This window comes from Longimicrobiaceae bacterium (genome assembly GCA_036375715.1).
Classification (GTDB): Bacteria; Gemmatimonadota; Gemmatimonadetes; order Longimicrobiales; family Longimicrobiaceae; genus DASVBS01.
In genome coordinates, this window is record DASVBS010000028.1 from 49,844 (window position 1) to 66,199 (window position 16,356).

The window sequence follows — 16,356 nt, forward strand, 5'->3', positions numbered from 1 at the left end:
GTTCCAGGCCGGGAGGACCTTGCCCGCGCATGGCTAGAGCCCTCGCGCATCCGCGTTGACGGAGCGGAAGCCGAGCACGAACACGAGGGCCATCAACAGGATCAGCAAAACTCCGTACGCCGCGGCGGCACCGAAGTCGAAAGCCCGAAGCTCCGAGAGTATGGCCATCGATATGGGCCGCGTGCGATGTGTATAGAGAAGTATCGACGCGACGAACTCACCGAGCGCGGTCACGAAGGCAAGCATCGCTCCAGCGACAAGGCCCGGAAGGACGAGCGGCAGCATCACCCGTCTCAACGTGTACGCCGGGGATGCGCCCAGGGATCCCGCCGCCTCCTCCAGGGCCGGATCGAGTTGGCGGAAGCTGGCCATCGCCGCCCGCGTGACCAGCGGGATGTTGCGGATGAAGTAGGCCAGAGGGAGGATGATGAACGTGCCCACCAGCACAAACCTTCCAGCGAGCGGGCGATCGACGCTGAAGGTGGTCGCAAGTGCGATCGCCAGCACAGTTCCCGGGAGGGCCCACGGCAGGATAACCAGCGCGTTGATCAGCCACTTGCCGCGGAAGCGGCGGCGTACCAGCAGATAAGCCGCCGCGACCGCCAGCACCACGTTGGCGACGGTGGCCAGCGACGCCATCTGCAGCGAATTCAGCAGCGGCCTGGCCATCTGCGGGTCCGTGAAGAGGTCCCGGTAGTTGTCCAGGGAATAGGTGGGCGGAACGAACTGCGTCGTCCATGTTCCCTCCGGGACGAAGGAGACGAGCAGAACCGTTGCGTGCGGGAGCAGAAGGAACCCCACGCCCAACCACGCCACCGCGGGCACGAGGCTGCGGGCGGCCCGACCGCGCAACGGCCGCGCCGCGGGGGCAATTCCCTTGCCCGCGCCGGTGTATTCCCGTCCCGCCTCGTACCGCTGCAGCAGCACGAGGAAGAGAACGCAGACCACCGCGAGCATCACCGTCTCCACGGCGGCCATGGTCAGGTCTCCGTTCAGCTTGCTCGCGAAGACCTGGGTCGTGAGCACGCGGAATCCCCCGCCGAAGACGTACGGGGCGCTGAACGATCCCATTGCGGTCATGAAGACCAGGAGCGCCGCTCCCAGCACCGAGGGCGCCAACATCGGCAGCGTGACCCGCCGCAGAATCTCCCAGCGCCCAGCCCCCAGCGCCGCGGCCGCCTCGGCGTACGTCGGATCGAGCCTCGCCAGACCGGCGCTGGTGAAGAGGAAAAAGTACACATACATCGTGTACGCGTGCACCAGCAGGATGGCGGGCGCGCCGGTCAGCCGCCACGGCGGGCGCTCGAGGCCCAGGAGGAGCTGAACGCCGCGCGCGAGGAAGCCGCTCTCTCCGAAGAGGAAGACGAAGGCGATGACGCCCACCAGCGGGGGGAGCAGTACGGGCAGCGATGCCAGCCCCCCGAGGATCCGGCGCCCGGGGAAGTCGTACCGCGAGAAGAGAAAGGCCAGCGGGATGCCCACCGCACCCGCGAGCGCGACGCTGGCGGCACTCAGCCAGACGCTGTTCCACAGCGCCTCTCGCTCGGAGGGGCTTCTGAAGAAGCGGACGTACGCATCGAAGGTGATCCGGCCCCCTTCACGCAGTGAATCACCCAGCACGAAGAGGTTCGGATAGAGGACGAGCCAGAGGAGGAGCGCCGCGACTGGCAGCGCGAGCAGCAGCGTACGGCGGCGCTGCGTGCTGGTCACGTCGACTCCGCCGGAAATAGGCGCACGGTGCCTCCCGGGCGCAGCTTCAAAGCCACGGGGCCGCTGAGGCCCCCTTCCGGGTCACCGGTCACCGACACCAGCACCTCTCCCGCCTCCGCCACCTCGACCCGGTAATAGGTCGCCCCGCCCGCGAACCGTCGGTCGAGTACGCGACCGCGCAGCTCGTCCGGACCGTTGTTCGAGCCTGGCGCCAGGAGCAGCGACTCCGGGCGGGTCATCACCCGCACGCTGCCGGGTGCAACGCCATCCTGGTGCGGAATCTTCCAGCGCACACCGTCCATCACCTCGACCTCGGCCACGCCCTGATCGGTACCGATCACCCGGCCCGGAAAGAAGTTGGCCTGCCCCACGAACGAAGCGACGAAGGGATTGACGGGGCGATGGTAGAGCTCCTCCGCGGGGCCCACCTGCTGCAGCCGACCTCGGTCGAGCACGGCGATGCGGTCCGAGAGGTGGAAGGCCTCTTCCTGGTCGTGGGTCACGAAAACCGCGGTGATCCCCACCTCTTTCAGCAACGCTCGCAGCTCGGAACGCGTGCGCTCGCGTAGCGCCGCGTCGAGGTTGGAGAGCGGCTCGTCGAGGAGAAGGAGCGGCGGCTCAGGAGCGAGGGCGCGAGCGAGCGCGACGCGCTGCTGCTGCCCGCCGGAGAGGGCCTGCACCGATCGCCGCTCCAACCCGGCCAGGTCCACCCGCTCCAGCGCGCGGCGGACCCGTTCCGCGATGACGGAGCTCTTTTCACCCCGCGCGCGCAACCCGAAGGCAACGTTCTCGAAGACGTCCAGGTGGGGAAAGAGCGCGTAGTTCTGGAAGACCATCCCGGTGCCGCGCCGCTGGGGCGGCAGGTGCGTGACGTCGCGCCCTTCCAGCAGGATCCTTCCGCTGGTGGGGGTCTCGAATCCCGCCACCATGCGCAGCGTGGTCGTCTTCCCGCACCCGCTCGGCCCCAGGAGGCTGAGGAATTCACCCTTCGAGACTTCGAGCGACAGATCCTGCACCGCGACGGTCTCGTCGAACCGCTTGCTGAGCGACTCCAGCCGCAGCATCACCCCCGGCCCCGCACCCGCTCGTCCCAGTAGCGCATCCAGTCCGATCCGCGTTCCTGCAGCAGCCGCCAGTCCATGGGCTCCTCCACGATCTCCTCGCGCGCCCGGCGCAGGGCGGGGGGAAGCGAATCGACGGGGATGTCCTCGCGCACCGGGAGGCGCATATGCTCGCGTGCTGCGAAGAGAACTTCCTCGCTGCTGCCAATGAACTCCACGAAGGCGCGGGCGGCCTCAGAGTTGGGAGAGTTGGCCACCACGGCGACCGCATCCACCACCATGGGGGTGCCGCTCCGCGCGTAGTTGTAGTCGATGGGGTAACCGGTGGTCGCCTTGAGCATCTCGATGTCCGGCATGTCCCAGAGGGTGATCAGCCCCTCCTGCCGGGCGAGCTTCTGGTACAGCAGGGTCGGGTTCAGCACGTACTCGCGCGTCTGAGCGTCCAGACGGCGGAGCCAGTCGAAGCCCTGCGCCGTATCGCCCGTCGCGCGCAGCGAGCGCTCCACGATCATGCCGAAGATGCTCCGCATCGTGCCGCTCGCCAGTGGGTCGCGGATGAGCACCTGACCCCTCCAGCGCGGATCGAGCGCGTCGTCCCAGTCACGCGGAGCCAGAGCGGAATCCACCGCCTCGCTGTTGTAGGCGATGACTAAGGGCGTGTAGTAGAGGGCGAGGTAGCGCGCCTCCGCATCGCTGTGTTCGGCCACCAGCTCGGCCCATTCCGGCCGGTGCGCGGCGAGCAGGCCGTCGTCTGCGGCGGCCGCGAAGAGCTGGCTGGGACCCCCGTACCAGACGTCGGCCTGGGGGTTCGCACGCTCCGAACGGATGCGATCGAGCACCTCCTGCGACCCCATGTCCAGCCACTGCAGGTCGATCGTAGGGTGGGCGGCCTCGAAGCGCTGCTCGACGTCGTTCAGGAGATCGGGTCCGTGCGGCGAGTAAACGATCAACGCCTCGCGGCCGTCGCCGCCGCAGGCGTCCAGTACCGCGCCGCCGAGCGCAAGGAGCAGGCAGACCCGCAGGGTGCGAGTGCATGAGAGCGCCCATGCCGAGCCGCGCGGCCGTCGATCACACGAATGCGTTTCGCACGCGGAGCGTCGGCGAGTCGGGCTGGAGTGTCGCTTCACGGGTGCTTTCCGAGCGAGAGCAGGTTGACCAGCAGCCGGTACGCGCCCGGAACGCCTTCCGGAAGCTGGCGAAAGAAGGATAGCCCGGTGTAGACGTAAGTTCCCTCTCCCAGCGGGGCGACGAGCAGGCCGCCCCGAAGAGGCGCCTCACCGGGATCCGCCATCTCCAGTAGCGGGGTGAACCGATCGTCCCACTCGCTCAGATAGTACAGCCCGCGCTCCTGGTGCCAGCCCGTGAAATCCGCGGCGGTGATGCGGTTCGGCCAGCTCAAAGCTGGATGTGACGGATCCAGCAGGCGTACTTCGGCTGCCTCGTCCGTTACCCGGTCGTGCGGCCGCGACATGGCCACCGGATACGGCGCGATGCCAGGCTCGGTGTACTCGTACTTGTTGTACTGGATCACGAGCGTGCCGCCGGCCCTGGCATAGTCAAAAAGCCGACGGTTGTAGGCGACGAGATAGGGATTGACCTCGTACGCGCGGATCCCGGTGAGGATCGCGTCGAAGCGGCGAAGATCGGCCGTGGCCAGCTGCTCGCCGTCGAGGATGGTCACCGAAACCCCGAGCTGACGTAGCGCCTCGGGGGCATCGTCCCCGGCGCCAGGAACGTATCCGACTGTCAGCTCGCCCGGTAGTCGGATGGGGAAGGCATGCACGGCCGCGGTGGCCTGCCGATACAGCGGGCGCGGCTGCACGTGCGGATAGTCGATGAGCTGGTATCCCTGACGGTACTCCCTTCCATCCGCGGCGATGAAGCTGGCCGATAGCCGCACGTCACCCTCCGCCAACCTGTCAGGCGGGCGCACGGTAAGGCGGATGGTGCGGGTCTCGCCCTCGCCGGCGAACCGCAGGGAGACCTCGGCCGGCTCGACCGACCAGCCGTTCGGAGCGGCGAGGACGAAGCGGCCCGCAAGCTCACCCACCGCTTCCGATCGCACCGTGGCCACCAGCCGAAGATCCTTGCTCCCTGACCCATTCTCAGAGAGAGGCACGACCACGGACCCCGGAGCAAGCAACACCGACACGGCGGGGACGACGCGGAGCGGCCGGCGGATCTCACCCTGTCGCTGATCCACCTTCAGGAAGCTCGCATCCCGCGTGGAGCGCACGCTCACGTCGCCGATCCGCACTGTCGCGCGCCCCGCGAGGGTGGCGGAGTCGAACGGGATTCCGACCGTGCGCTCGGTAGGCCAGGTGTAGAGGTCCCCTTTCCGGACCTCCGAAAGGAAATAGGGGTGCGTCAGCGGCGCGTCGTCCGGAACGTGTACGGTATAGGTCAGCTCGAGGAGCTCTCCCGCAGCCAGACTGCGTGCGGCCGACCCGCGCGCAGTGACCGTCCACCCGGACGGGACGACCGGCTCCAGCTCATCAACCTGTACCGACTCCAGTCCGCCATTCCACAGGAGCAGGGTCAACTCCAGGGTCTGCCCTGGCACGATGGTCTCGTCGCTCGAGACCACGTCCAGTTCGAGACCGGATGCACGCCAGAGTGCGGCTTCGACGTCTGCCGCTTCCGCCCACATGGCCTCGCGCACCGCGCCGTCGGGGAATGGCTCCATCGCCGAGCGCAGCGTGCTCAGCGCGGCCGCCAGCTCCTCAACGATGCTCCCCGGCTGCAGCGGGTTGAAGTGGGCCTTGGCGCGGCTCACGCGCTGCTCGTAGTCGCGCACCAGCGGGAGCGCGGCAGCCACTGTGCTACTTTCAGAGCCTTCCCCCAATGATTCCAGGAGACCGGAAAGCGTGGTGTCGACTCCGGCAAAGAGGCCGCGATCGCTGATGCCCGTGCTTCCCGGCAACACCAGCTCGAAGCCGCTCTCCTGGGGCCCGGGCGTGAGCGGACGCCCCATGTCCTGCGAGCGGTGGCGGCTGCGGCTGGCCATCGCGACCTGGTAATACGACTGGCCGAGCAGAGGATCACGCGAGCCGGTCTGCAGGGCGAAGTCCACCCCCTCGTTGTCGGCCCAGAGGGTCTGATAGAGCTTGCGAGGCGCGAACGGGCGTAGACCGGCGCGGATCTGCTCAGGGAAGCGGGTGGAATCGCCGGCGGCCTGGAACGCCTCGCGAGCGAGGATGCCGGCGGCCTGGTGCTGCCCGTGCCCGTCGCGCGGAGTGCCGCTGAACACCGACAGGACGACATCGGGACGGAAGTGCCGGATCACGGCCACCACGTCACCGAGGACCTCCTCCCGGGGCCAGTGGCGGAAGGCCTCTTCCGCACTCTTGGAGAAGCCGAAATCGTATGCGCGCGTGAAATACTGCCGCGCTCCATCGAGCCGGCGGGCCGCGAGCAGCTCTTCCGTCCGGAGCAGGCCAAGACCCTCACCAAGCTCCGGGCCAATCCCGTTCTGCCCGCCCTCTCCCCGGGTCAGCGAGAGATACGCCACGTCCGCCCCCTGCCCGAGGGCGAGGGTGCTCAGAATCTGGGTATTTTCGTCGTCCGGGTGCGCGCCGATCATCAGGACGCGCTTGGTCGTCCCGAGCCGGCGCAGCTCGAGGCCCAGCGCGGACGCCCCTTCGTACTCGGTCCCGGGGAGCTGTGCGTGAGCCGCCGAGACGGGTACGAGCAGAAATAACGCGAGCAGCGTGGCCGCCCGCCGAATCGAGCCTGTTCTCATGCGGGGAAAGTTGTTGAGCCGCAAAGGGCACGCAACCCCCGCCAGGGGCCTCAGCGGCCCGAGAGCAGCTCGTCCGTGCGGGCGGCCATGATGAAGTCGTTGCGGTGCAATCCGCCGATCTTGTGGGTCCACCAGCTCACGGTCACCTTTCCCCATTCGGTCAGGATGGCAGGATGGTGCCCCGCGGCCTCCGCGATCTCGCCGACGCGTTGGGTGAACTCGAGCGCGCGTGCGAAATCCGGAAACTGGAAGACGCGCTCCAGCCGGTCGACCCCATCTTTCGTCACCACCTTCCACTCGGGTATCTGCGGCAGTAGCACCTCGCGCTCCTCAGCGGTGACGGTGGGCTCTCCGCGCCGGCACGCTTCACAGGTCATCCCCGCCAGCTCGCTCATCACACACCTCCGACTGGACGTGTACAGATCACGGGATCAGTACGATCTTCCCGCGGTGCCCGTCGCGCATCACCAGTTCGTGGGCCGCCGGTGCGTCGGCCAGCGGAAGCTCCTCGGCCACAACCGGACGTAACGTCCCCTCCTGCAGCCCTGCGAAGAGTGCCTCGTGGATCGATCGTAGATCGTCGTCGGGGGTGTTGGCCAGGGTCATCCCCCGGACCTCGGTTTCACGCGACATGAGGTCGCGCGGGTCGATCTCCACCTCACCCCGGCTGCCGACCACCACGACCCGCCCACGCGGTGCGAGCACGCGTAGATCGATCGCCAGGTTCCGGTTCGCCAGCATCTCCAGTATGACGTCGAAGCCGCCGGGCGCAGCCTCCGCAAGCCTCTCTGCATGATCCGGCGCATGATGATCGAGCGCGCGGGCCGCACCCTGCTCGATGACTTCGTCGCGTCCTTCCGTCGTCCCACCAGTGCCGGTGACCTCCAGCCCGGCGGAAGCCGCGAGTTGGACGGCGGCGAGCCCGACCCCTCCGGTGGCGCCGTGAACGAGCAGACGCTCGCCCGCACGCGCCTGCCCGCGCTGGAACAGGGCGCGATACGCCGTCGCATATGGCACCCCCAGCGCGGCCGCCGCCGGATAGCCGACCCCATCGGGGATGGGGTGGAGCCGGTCTTCGTGACAGCAGACGTATTCCGCGTACGCCCCCGCGGCGCGGTGATCGGTGTACACCCGATCTCCGACTCTCCAGCGCTCCACACCCGGTCCCAGAGCGACGACCTCGCCGGCTGCGTCCGAACCTGGAGTGTACGGGAGCGCCGGCAAAGCACGATACCGACCGGATCGGCGATAAGCGTCCACGGGGTTCACGCCGATAGCGTGAACCCTCACCAGCACCTCGCCGGCCTGCGGCCGTGGATCGGGGACTTCTTCGAGACGCATCACTTCCGTGGGACCGAATTCTCGTATGACGATCGCTTTCATTTCCGTTCTACGTGCAAACCACTTCCATGAAACCTGGTGCCCGTGAACGATAACCGTTCGCCGTGGCATCACAATTGGCATCACGGCCAGCTTCAAGTTGGCAATGAGGCCAGCTTGACAACTGGCACGATGGCCAGCTCCGCAGGCGCACAGCGGGCGGTTGTGGCGGGTGGTGGCTCGCGCTCCCGCTCCCGTTGGCTTCGCTCTGGCTTATCGTTTCATGGTGCGCTCTGGAGCGGCCCAGCTTGCGGGGTAACTTCGAATTGCCGATGCTTCGGACGACTCGCAGGAGTCCTGCCGCAGAAGCGGGACGACGCGTTATCCCCGAGCGCAGCAACGTCGCCCCGCGGGACCCTCCGCTCAAGCCGGGTGTACTGCTCGCTCCGGTATGTGGCTATCCTCCTAAGGAGTTATCCTTGAAGCATTTCAGCCCGTCAAAGGGGGTCTCCGGCCGCGCCGGAAGACGCCTGGCAGTTCTTGCTACAGGCGGCTTCGCGTTCCTGCTCGCCGGGTGCGCGGAGGAGGAAGTTCGTCAGCTCGGCGCCCAGATGGGCGACCCGTCGGAGGAGCAGGTCGCGGAGCTGACATCTCCCGATCCGGCCTTCGCCCCGGAGGATACTGCTACGCGAACCGTGGCCGAGGCCATCGCAGCCCGCCTCGCCTTCCTGGAGGATTCGCTCGCAAAGGTAGAAGCCGAGCGCGCGGCTGCGGCCGCGGATACCGCCGGGAGCGACAGCCTGACGGCGCCGACCCCGCTAGCGGCTCAGCCGACATACCGGGCCGGCGAGGATCCGGAATTCGCCCGTCGCCACGGCTGGCCGGTGCATGGGCCGCTTCCGCTCCCGGGGTCGATCCTTCCCGAGAACCGCATCGTCTGCTACTACGGGAATCCGAACTCGACCCGGATGGGCGCGCTCGGCGAATACCCCAAGGACGAGATGCTACGCCGCCTGATGTCCGAGGTCGAGCGCTGGCGGCGGGCAGACCCCTCGCGGCCGGTGAGGCCGTGTCTGCATATGGTGGCGGTAGTCGCGCAGGGCGAGCCGGGGAGGAGCGGCCATTACCGCAGTATCATGCAGGATACGACCGTCAAGATGGTCTACTCCTGGGCCCGGGAAATCGGCGGCCTCTTCTTCGTCGATCTCCAGGTGGGTACGGATCGGCTGGAAAACATCCTCCCGCGCTTCGAATGGATCCTGAAGGAGCCCGACGTCCACCTCGCGATCGATCCTGAGTTCATGATGAAGGGAGGCGAGCGCCCGGGCACGAAGATCGGGACGATGGATGCGGCGGACATCAACTACGCATCCGAGCAGCTCGCGCGGATCGTCCGGGAGAACAACCTGCCGCCCAAGATCCTCGTTGTGCACCGCTTCACGCGGTACATGATCACCAACCACGAGCAGATCCGCCTTCGCCCGGAGGTGCAGATCGTCATCGACATGGATGGATGGGGGGCGTCGTGGCTGAAGCGCGATTCCTACCGTGACTACATCGTGCGCGAGCCGGTGCAGTTCACGGGGTTCAAGCTCTTCTACCACAACGACACCAAGAAGGGCGATCCCCTCATGACGCCGGAAGACGTCCTGCGGCTCGAGCCGAAACCACTGTACATCCAGTACCAGTAGCCGACCCGCTTCCAAGACCGGTCACTACCCGGGTGGCTCGGAGCCGCTACATCCCGGAGGGATAGGTCTCGGGCGCCTCGTCGCCACTGTGCCACAATTCGCCCGCCTCCAGAGGCACCACGGCACTGCTACGGTCGATGTGGATCACGGCGTCGAACTGACTTGCGAGTCTGGCCTGGAAGTAGTGGCTGAGGCGCTCCGTTCGCGGCCGGTAGATGACGCCTATGGCGCGCTCGAGTCGGTCGCTGTCGAGCGCCGACTCCAATTCCGGATCGCCCCGCATGACCACGAGGAAGTTCGGATTCCCACCCTGATGGAACAGCGCTTCGTAGCTCCCCCGCAGGCCGGACTGAACGGGCTTGAGCTCAGGCGGTGAATCCCAGTCCGAAGCGGCGGTGACGGTCCCCGAATAGGTGGTGAAGCCGACGTTGAACACCGCTTCCCCCCACTGCTCTCGCGCCAACTGCCCCAGGTTCAGCTCTCCCCGCCTCCCCATATCGGTTGCGCGCGCGTCACCCACGTGGGTGTTGTGCGCCCAGACCACGACCCGGGCATTCCCTCTCGATTCCTCGAAGTAGTGGACGAGCGCCTCCAGCGTCTGCGCCATGTGGCTGTCGCGCAGGTTCCATGAGGAGACTCTCCCCGCGAACAGGCTGCGGTAGTACTCCTCCGCGTTCCTGACCAGGCGTGCGTTCTGTTCGGCATAGAAGTATTCGTCCTCGGGGATCCTTCCGTCCCGGGATGCGAGCTCGGCAGCGCGCTGCCGTAGCTCCTCGAGCTGCTGGACCACCTCGTCCTCGCACGAGCGACTGGCGCCGATCTCCGCCGCATATCCGTAGTCCTGCGAATCGTCCCTGACCTGTTCGAAGCAGGCGTAGCGGTGGCGGGCACGCTTCGCGGCCTCGGGGTCTACCTCCTCGAGATAGCGGATGACCTCGTACATCGAAGCGTACATGCTGTAGAGGTCCAGCCCGTAGAACCCGACCACGCGATGCCGATCGGTGACCGACCGATTGTACTCGCGAAGCCAGTCGACGAAGGTGAGGATGTCGGCGTTGCGCCACATCCAGGCGGGAAACCGGCGGAAGCCGCCCAGGGCGTCGGCGGCGCTGATATCCTCCCCCGTCGCTCGAACGAAGCGGTTCACTCGATAGGCGTCGGGCCAGTCAGCCTCCACGGCGACCAGGTTGAAGCCCTTTTCCTCGATCAGACGTCTGGTGATCAGCGCGCGCTCATGATAGAACTCATGCGTCCCGTGGGTGGCCTCGCCCAGGAGCACAAGGCGGGCATCGCCGAGCGACTGGAGCAGGGGATCGTAATCCGGATGGTGTCCGCTGAGGGGTCGGGCCCGGGAGGAGATCAACGCGGTCAACGGCGTGTTCATCGCCGCCTCCTTTCGTGGTACGGCGCCGTCCTGCTTCGAGACAGACGTCGCACGTTCCGGTCCGAGGGGCGGAAGATCGTGAATTATGAATTACGAATTACGAATTACGAGGACCCCTTTTCAAATTTCAACTTTGAATTTTCAAGCGGCTGTCGAGGCCATTGTCACCCTGAGCGACAGGGGAGGATCCGACGGGAATAGTCCCGGGTTGCGATCCTTCGCTTCCCTCAGGATGACAGGGAGGAGCAAGTAATTCGTAATTCGTAATTCCTAATTGTTTTTTCAATGAGATCTTGCCGTTTGCTGTGCTGGCTGGTCGCTTGGGCGGCCCTCTGCCCGGTGGCGGCTTCGGCTCAATCAGAGAGCGGGAGCGGGGAAGCGCTCTTCACCTCGCGGGACGCGGTCTGGGCGGCGGGATTTGCCGCGGGAACCCTCGTCCTGGCGCCGCTCGACGTGAGCATCGCCACGGCTGTGCGGGACTCGTCCCTCCAGCAGCAGCCCCTGATCTCCCTATCCGCCGGAGGACTCCGCCTGCTCGGCCTGCCCGGTACGTTCCTGATTACCGGGGGGATGTACGCGATCGGGCGCCTGGCGGATCGACCGGTCCTGGCGGACATCGGGCTGCACAGCTCCGAGGCAGTCGCCCTGGCCGCCGCGATCACGCTCGGGACGAAAACGCTCACCGGGCGCGCCCGCCCCTACACAGACGAGGGCAATTCGCTGAACTTCGCCCTCGGACGGGGCTGGATGAACGACGCATACCAGTCGCTGCCTTCGGGGCATGCGACGGTCGCCTTCGCCACCGCGGCGGCCATCACGGCCGAAGTCGAGGAGCGCTGGCCTGAGGCCGAGCTGGGGGTCGGCGGGGCGCTGTTCAGCGCCGCGGCGCTGGTGGGAGCCTCGCGAGTGTACCACAACGTTCACTGGGCAACCGACGTGATGATGGCCGCGGGGCTCGGCACCTTTACGGGCTGGAAGGTCACGCGGTACGCTCACCGCAATCCGGACAACCCTCTGGACCGGTGGTTGCTCGGCGTCACCCTCTCTCCCTCGCCGGCGGGCACTTCCGCCCGCCTGTGGCTCCTGCCCGCCTTCTGAACATGCCTGACCCGGATCGGGTCACACTCGTCCAAATGCTCTACCCGCAGCAGCGCCTGGCAACGCGTCCCCTCCCTGCGCGGGCGCGACCGTCCAGGGACGGAACCGCTGATGTATCCCGTTTCGGGCGGGCATTACCCGGCGCTGTGGGCGGCGTACTCGGCGCGGCCGCGGCGGCAGAGGGGCGGGGCGTGATCGTTGCAGTATGTGCGGCTGTCCTCCAGCCCCACGTGCGATGGCAGCTCCCCCTCCCACCGAGACTCGCCCGCGCGCAGATTCCCGATCCGCCGGTCTGATTATCGGCCGCCTGGCGGAAGTCTCCGAACGCCAGTGCGATCGTGCGGCGCGACTGGCCATCATGCTCCTGCACGCGTCATCCGCGCGGGTGTACACGCGCCTCTCGGGTGAGAGGTTGCGCGTGCTGGGATCGTCGGATCCGCAGGATCAAGGGCTACCCGGACGGATACCGGACAGCGTGGCGGGCCGGGTCATGCGGACGGGGCGGGCGGTCGCCTTGCCGCCGAGCGGGCTGACAGCCCCGGCTGCTCGCGAGGCGGCCGAGCGATCCGACAGCGGCCGACCGCGCGGACAGGAAGCCTGCTTGGGAGTGCCGCTGCGCAGACGAAATGGCACCATCGTCGGAGCCCTGGTAGTGACCGATCGTGGCGAGCGCAGGTGGGAGGAGAGGGAGGTCGACCTCCTCGCAGATCTGGCGGCCCTGATAGGAGATGCCGTTCGCCCGCCGACACCCGACCGACCGCGAGGTGTAACCTCCCCACCCCACGAGTCGGTATCCACCGAGCTCCAAAATGCGACCAGAGGTGGTCCGCGGGGCGGCAGCGCTCCTCCACGGCGGTCGGTGGAGGTCTTTGCGCAGGCAGATGACGCTACGCTCGTCGAGATGATCCGCGAAAGCATCGTGGGAAGCCTGCACCTCGGGGCTCTGCGGGCGGGCGATCGGCTGCCCAGCATCCGTCAGACGGCGCGAGCCTTTTCCGTCACACCCTACATGGTCCTGCAGGCGTACGCCGAACTCGAGTTGGAGGGGCTGGTTGAGCGGCGCGAGCGGTCCGGCGTCTTCGTGGCCAGCTTCGACAGCGGTTCGGTAAGCACGCTTCCCGAAACCGGGGCTTGGCTCACCGAGGTGTTGACACAGGCCTGCCAGCACCAGGTCAAGATTCCTCTGCTCCCGGACCTGATCGGGCGCTGGACGAACGCCAGCCGTATCCGCTGCGCGTGCGTGGAAGCGTGCTACGACAGCCGCTTCACCCTCGCCCTGGAGCTTTCCCAGCAGTTCGGCATTCAGCCCCGCCTGGTCACAGCCGAGCTGAACCCCGCCGAGCTGCAGGGGATCGACTTCGTCACCACCACCGCTTACCACGCGGCGCAGGTTGGCCCGATGGTCGCGGCGGCCGGCAAGCCGATGATCATCGCCACGATCAGCCCGCTGATCCTGAGCTCGGCCCTCAACCACCTGCGCGAGCGCGATCTCACCGTGATCTGTGTCGACCGCACCTATGGCGAGCGGCTCCGGGCGTTGCAGGGCGGCGCGTACCGGGACCGGGTGCGCGTGATCACCACGGACGACGAGACTGCGATCGCCGCTCTGGACCGCCGCGAGGCTGTTCTTCTCACGCCGGCGGCCCGGCAGCGCCTCGTGCAGCCCGACTTCAGGTTGATCGCTCCCATGTACCCCGCCTACTCCCTCGACTTCGCGCGCAAAGTCGCGGAGTCGCTGATCCGGCTGAACCTGAAGGGGTCGCACGCGTGACCCTGGCCGGCGGATCGCGGGAGGGGGAGGCTCGTTCGATCTTCGTGGTGACGGCGCCCGGCCTGGAACGGGTAGCCGCCCGCGAGCTGCTCGACCTGGGAATCTCGGGTGAGGTGCAGGCGGGAGGGGTCGAGGTCAGGGGTGGGCGGAGCACGCTCTACGACCTCAACCTGCGACTGCGCTCGGCCAGCCGAGTGCTGGTCCGAATCGCCGAATTCCGCGCCCGGACCTTCTTCGAGCTCGAGCGCCACGGCGCGCGTGTGCCGTGGAAGGAGTACATCGCGCCCGGGCGCCCGGTACGGGTGAGGGTCACCAGCCGGAAATCCAAGCTCTACCACGAGGGGGCCATCGAGGAGCGATTGCTGAGAGCGATCGGCTCCGAGGCCGCACAGGGCGGGGCCGAAGAGACAGAGGGAGAGGCGGAGCAGCTCTTCGTCGTGCGCACCTTCTACGACCGCTTCCTGATCAGCGTGGACAGCTCCGGTGCCCTCCTGCACCGACGGGGTTACCGGCAGGCTCTGGCGCGGGCGCCGCTACGCGAATCCGTCGGTGCGGCCCTGCTCCTGGCGAGCGGGTGGGATGCCAGAGAGCCTCTGCTGGACCCCTTCTGCGGGTCGGGCACGATCCCCATCGAGGCGGCGCTCATCGCGCGTCGGATCGCTCCGGGGCTGGCGTCGCGGGACCGGTCGGCCCGGAACTACGCCTTCCGCAGCTGGCCCGAATTCGACGCCGACCTCTTCGACGAGCTGGTGGCGCGCTGCCGTGAAGAGGAGCTCCCCACCACGCCGGTGCGCATCGCCGGCTCAGATCGGGACGCGGGCGCGGTCGCCGCCGCGCTCGCGAATGCTGGGCGGGCCGGGCTCGAAAACGACGTCGAGATCACGCAGCGACCGCTCTCCGCCGCGTCCCCCGCGGGCGATGGCGGTTGGATCGTCACCAACCCTCCCTATGGAGCGCGGGTCGGCAAGACCCGAGCGCTGCGCGACCTCTATGCAGCCCTGGGCAAGGTCGCACCGCGCCTCGCACCGAGCGGACGATTGGTGCTGCTCTCCGCCCATCGCGTCCTCGAAGCGCAGACCGGCCTGCCGCTGCACGAGCTCTTCAGCACGCGTAACGGCGGGATTCCGGTACGAGCCCTGATGAGCGACTGTCTGAACGACGGAGGAGGCAGTCGCCGAGACGGGTAAATCGCCAGAGGGCGCCGAGGACTACGCAGAGATAAGGGAGGACGAAGAAACTCGTAATTGGCAATTCGTAATTCGTAATTCGCAATCCGCCGGTGCTTCACCCCGTTATCCGCTCCCGCCCGTATTCCTCCAGCGACTCGGGCTTCATCTCGATGCTGTAGCCCGGCGCGGCGGGCGGCATATAGCGCCCGTTGCGGATCACCACCGGATGGACGAAGTGCTCGTGGAGGTGATCCACGTACTCCACGATCCGGTCCTCCAGTGAGGCGCTGACGCAGATGTAGTCGAACAGCGCGAGGTGCTGCACGTACTCGCACAGGCCGACCCCACCCGCGTGCGGGCATACGGGGACGCCAAACTTCGCCGCCATCAGCAGCACCGCGAGGACTTCGTTCACCCCACCCAGGCGGCAGCTGTCGATCTGACAGAAGCGGATCGCCTCCGCCTGCAGGAGCTGTTTGAAGATCACCCGGTTGTGACACTGCTCGCCGGTGGCGACCCCGATCGGCGCGATTGCCCGCGCGATCGCCGCATGACCCAGCACGTCGTCGGGACTCGTCGGCTCCTCGATCCACCAGGGGTCGAAGCGGGCCAGCTCCTTCATCGCGGCGATCGCCTCGTCGACCCCCCAGCGCTGGTTTGCGTCCATCATCAGCTTGCGATCGGGGCCGATCTCCTCCCGCAGGATCGCGGCGCGCCGCACGTCGTCCTGCAGGTCCATCCCGACCTTGAGCTTGAAGTGGGTCCACCCGGCCTCCACACCCTCCCGGCAGAGCTTGCGGACCTGGTCGTCGTGATACCCGAGCCACCCCGCGGAGGTGGTGTACGCCGGATACCCGTCGCGCAGCATCTCCTGCTCTCGCTGCTCCCGCGTTGGACGGTTACGCCGCAGAATGTCCAGCGCCTCCTCCGGGGTGAGCGCGTCGGTGATGTAGCGGAAGTCGATGGCGGAGACGATCTCCTCCGGCTCCATGTCGACGAGCAGCTTCCAGAGCGGCTTCCCCTCCACCTTGGCAATGAGGTCCCAGACCGCGTTAACCACCGCCGCCGTCGCCAGGTGAATCACCCCTTTCTCAGGTCCTACCCAGCGGAGCTGCGATTCCGACGTGAGCCGGCGCCAGAAGCCCCGCATGTCGGCGCGAATCTCCTCCAGCGTGAGACCGACGAAGAGCGGCGAGAGCGACCGCACCGCCGCCACGCAGAGCTCGTTGCCCCGTCCCAGGGTGAACGTAAGACCGTGGCCACTGAGCCCGTCCGACCGGTCCGTATGCAGGATCACGTACGCCGCGGAGTAATCCGGGTCCGGATGCATCGCATCGGACCCGTGGCGCCCCAGCGAGGTGGGGAAGCGAACGTCGACGACGTCGACATGGGTGATCCGGGTCATCGTCG

At 67.4% G+C, this 16,356-nt stretch carries 12 protein-coding genes; 4 read left to right on the forward strand and 8 right to left on the reverse strand.

Annotation, left to right across the window (positions count from 1 at the left end; all coding sequences use genetic code 11):
• Window positions 1–33: 33 nt before the first annotated feature.
• From VF167_05085 to VF167_05110, 6 genes are read right to left on the reverse strand one after another with little or no spacing between them, the layout of a single operon-like run.
• A complete protein-coding gene (locus VF167_05085; protein HEX6924777.1) occupies window positions 34–1,710 on the reverse strand; it encodes an iron ABC transporter permease in 1,677 nt (558 codons plus the stop codon).
• Complete coding sequence (locus VF167_05090; protein ID HEX6924778.1) at window positions 1,707–2,774, reverse strand: ABC transporter ATP-binding protein; 1,068 nt, start codon at window positions 2,772–2,774, stop codon at window positions 1,707–1,709. Before VF167_05090 ends, VF167_05085 begins: the two co-directional genes overlap by 4 nt.
• The gene (locus VF167_05095) at window positions 2,774–3,898 is read right to left on the reverse strand and encodes an extracellular solute-binding protein (protein ID HEX6924779.1); all 1,125 of its coding nucleotides are present in this window, start codon (window positions 3,896–3,898) and stop codon (window positions 2,774–2,776) included. Before VF167_05095 ends, VF167_05090 begins: the two co-directional genes overlap by 1 nt.
• Window positions 3,895–6,513, reverse strand: a complete 2,619-nt coding sequence (locus VF167_05100; protein ID HEX6924780.1) for a PIG-L family deacetylase — start codon at window positions 6,511–6,513, stop codon at window positions 3,895–3,897. The genes VF167_05095 and VF167_05100 overlap by 4 nt, the downstream gene beginning before the upstream one ends.
• A gap of 50 nt (window positions 6,514–6,563) precedes the next feature.
• Window positions 6,564–6,908, reverse strand: coding sequence for a 4a-hydroxytetrahydrobiopterin dehydratase (locus VF167_05105; protein HEX6924781.1), 345 nt, complete (start codon window positions 6,906–6,908; stop codon window positions 6,564–6,566).
• 28 nt (window positions 6,909–6,936) lie between these two features.
• Window positions 6,937–7,896, reverse strand: coding sequence for an NADPH:quinone reductase (locus VF167_05110; protein HEX6924782.1), 960 nt, complete (start codon window positions 7,894–7,896; stop codon window positions 6,937–6,939).
• Window positions 7,897–8,312: 416 nt separating this feature from the next.
• On the opposite strand from VF167_05110, the gene VF167_05115 reads away from it, so the two are divergent.
• Window positions 8,313–9,524: a hypothetical protein gene (locus tag VF167_05115; GenBank protein HEX6924783.1), complete on the forward strand. Its 1,212-nt coding sequence runs from the start codon at window positions 8,313–8,315 to the stop codon at window positions 9,522–9,524.
• Between the two features lie 46 nt (window positions 9,525–9,570).
• Here the strand turns inward: VF167_05115 and VF167_05120 are convergent, their stop codons facing one another.
• Window positions 9,571–10,908 (reverse strand): erythromycin esterase family protein, encoded by a 1,338-nt coding sequence (locus VF167_05120; protein ID HEX6924784.1) that lies wholly within the window; start codon window positions 10,906–10,908, stop codon window positions 9,571–9,573.
• 285 nt (window positions 10,909–11,193) lie between these two features.
• Here VF167_05120 and VF167_05125 point away from each other — a divergent pair, with 285 nt between their 5' ends.
• The 3 genes from VF167_05125 to VF167_05135 all read left to right on the forward strand — a co-directional run bounded on the left by VF167_05125 (window position 11,194) and on the right by VF167_05135 (window position 14,964).
• Entirely contained in the window at window positions 11,194–12,006 is an 813-nt protein-coding gene (locus VF167_05125) for a phosphatase PAP2 family protein (GenBank protein ID HEX6924785.1), read from the forward strand.
• 901 nt (window positions 12,007–12,907) lie between these two features.
• On the forward strand, window positions 12,908–13,777 hold the full coding sequence (locus VF167_05130) for a winged helix-turn-helix domain-containing protein (protein ID HEX6924786.1): 870 nt from the start codon (window positions 12,908–12,910) through the stop codon (window positions 13,775–13,777).
• Window positions 13,774–14,964 carry a hypothetical protein gene (locus VF167_05135; GenBank protein HEX6924787.1) on the forward strand — a complete coding sequence of 397 codons (1,191 nt, stop codon included), beginning with the start codon at window positions 13,774–13,776 and terminating at the stop codon, window positions 14,962–14,964. The genes VF167_05130 and VF167_05135 overlap by 4 nt, the downstream gene beginning before the upstream one ends.
• A gap of 97 nt (window positions 14,965–15,061) precedes the next feature.
• Here the strand turns inward: VF167_05135 and VF167_05140 are convergent, their stop codons facing one another.
• Window positions 15,062–16,351 (reverse strand): L-fuconate dehydratase, encoded by a 1,290-nt coding sequence (locus VF167_05140; protein ID HEX6924788.1) that lies wholly within the window; start codon window positions 16,349–16,351, stop codon window positions 15,062–15,064.
• Window positions 16,352–16,356: the final 5 nt, after the last annotated feature.

Coding starts and splice junctions, on each gene's coding strand:
- VF167_05090 (HEX6924778.1), bottom strand. CDS start 2,774: ATGCTGCGGCTGGAGTCGCTCAGCAAGCGGTTCGACGAGACCGTCGCG.
- VF167_05100 (HEX6924780.1), bottom strand. CDS start 6,513: ATGAGAACAGGCTCGATTCGGCGGGCGGCCACGCTGCTCGCGTTATTT.
- VF167_05105 (HEX6924781.1), bottom strand. CDS start 6,908: ATGAGCGAGCTGGCGGGGATGACCTGTGAAGCGTGCCGGCGCGGAGAG.
- VF167_05110 (HEX6924782.1), bottom strand. CDS start 7,896: ATGAAAGCGATCGTCATACGAGAATTCGGTCCCACGGAAGTGATGCGT.
- VF167_05120 (HEX6924784.1), bottom strand. CDS start 10,908: ATGAACACGCCGTTGACCGCGTTGATCTCCTCCCGGGCCCGACCCCTC.
- VF167_05125 (HEX6924785.1), top strand. CDS start 11,194: ATGAGATCTTGCCGTTTGCTGTGCTGGCTGGTCGCTTGGGCGGCCCTC.
- VF167_05130 (HEX6924786.1), top strand. CDS start 12,908: ATGATCCGCGAAAGCATCGTGGGAAGCCTGCACCTCGGGGCTCTGCGG.
- VF167_05140 (HEX6924788.1), bottom strand. CDS start 16,351: ATGACCCGGATCACCCATGTCGACGTCGTCGACGTTCGCTTCCCCACC.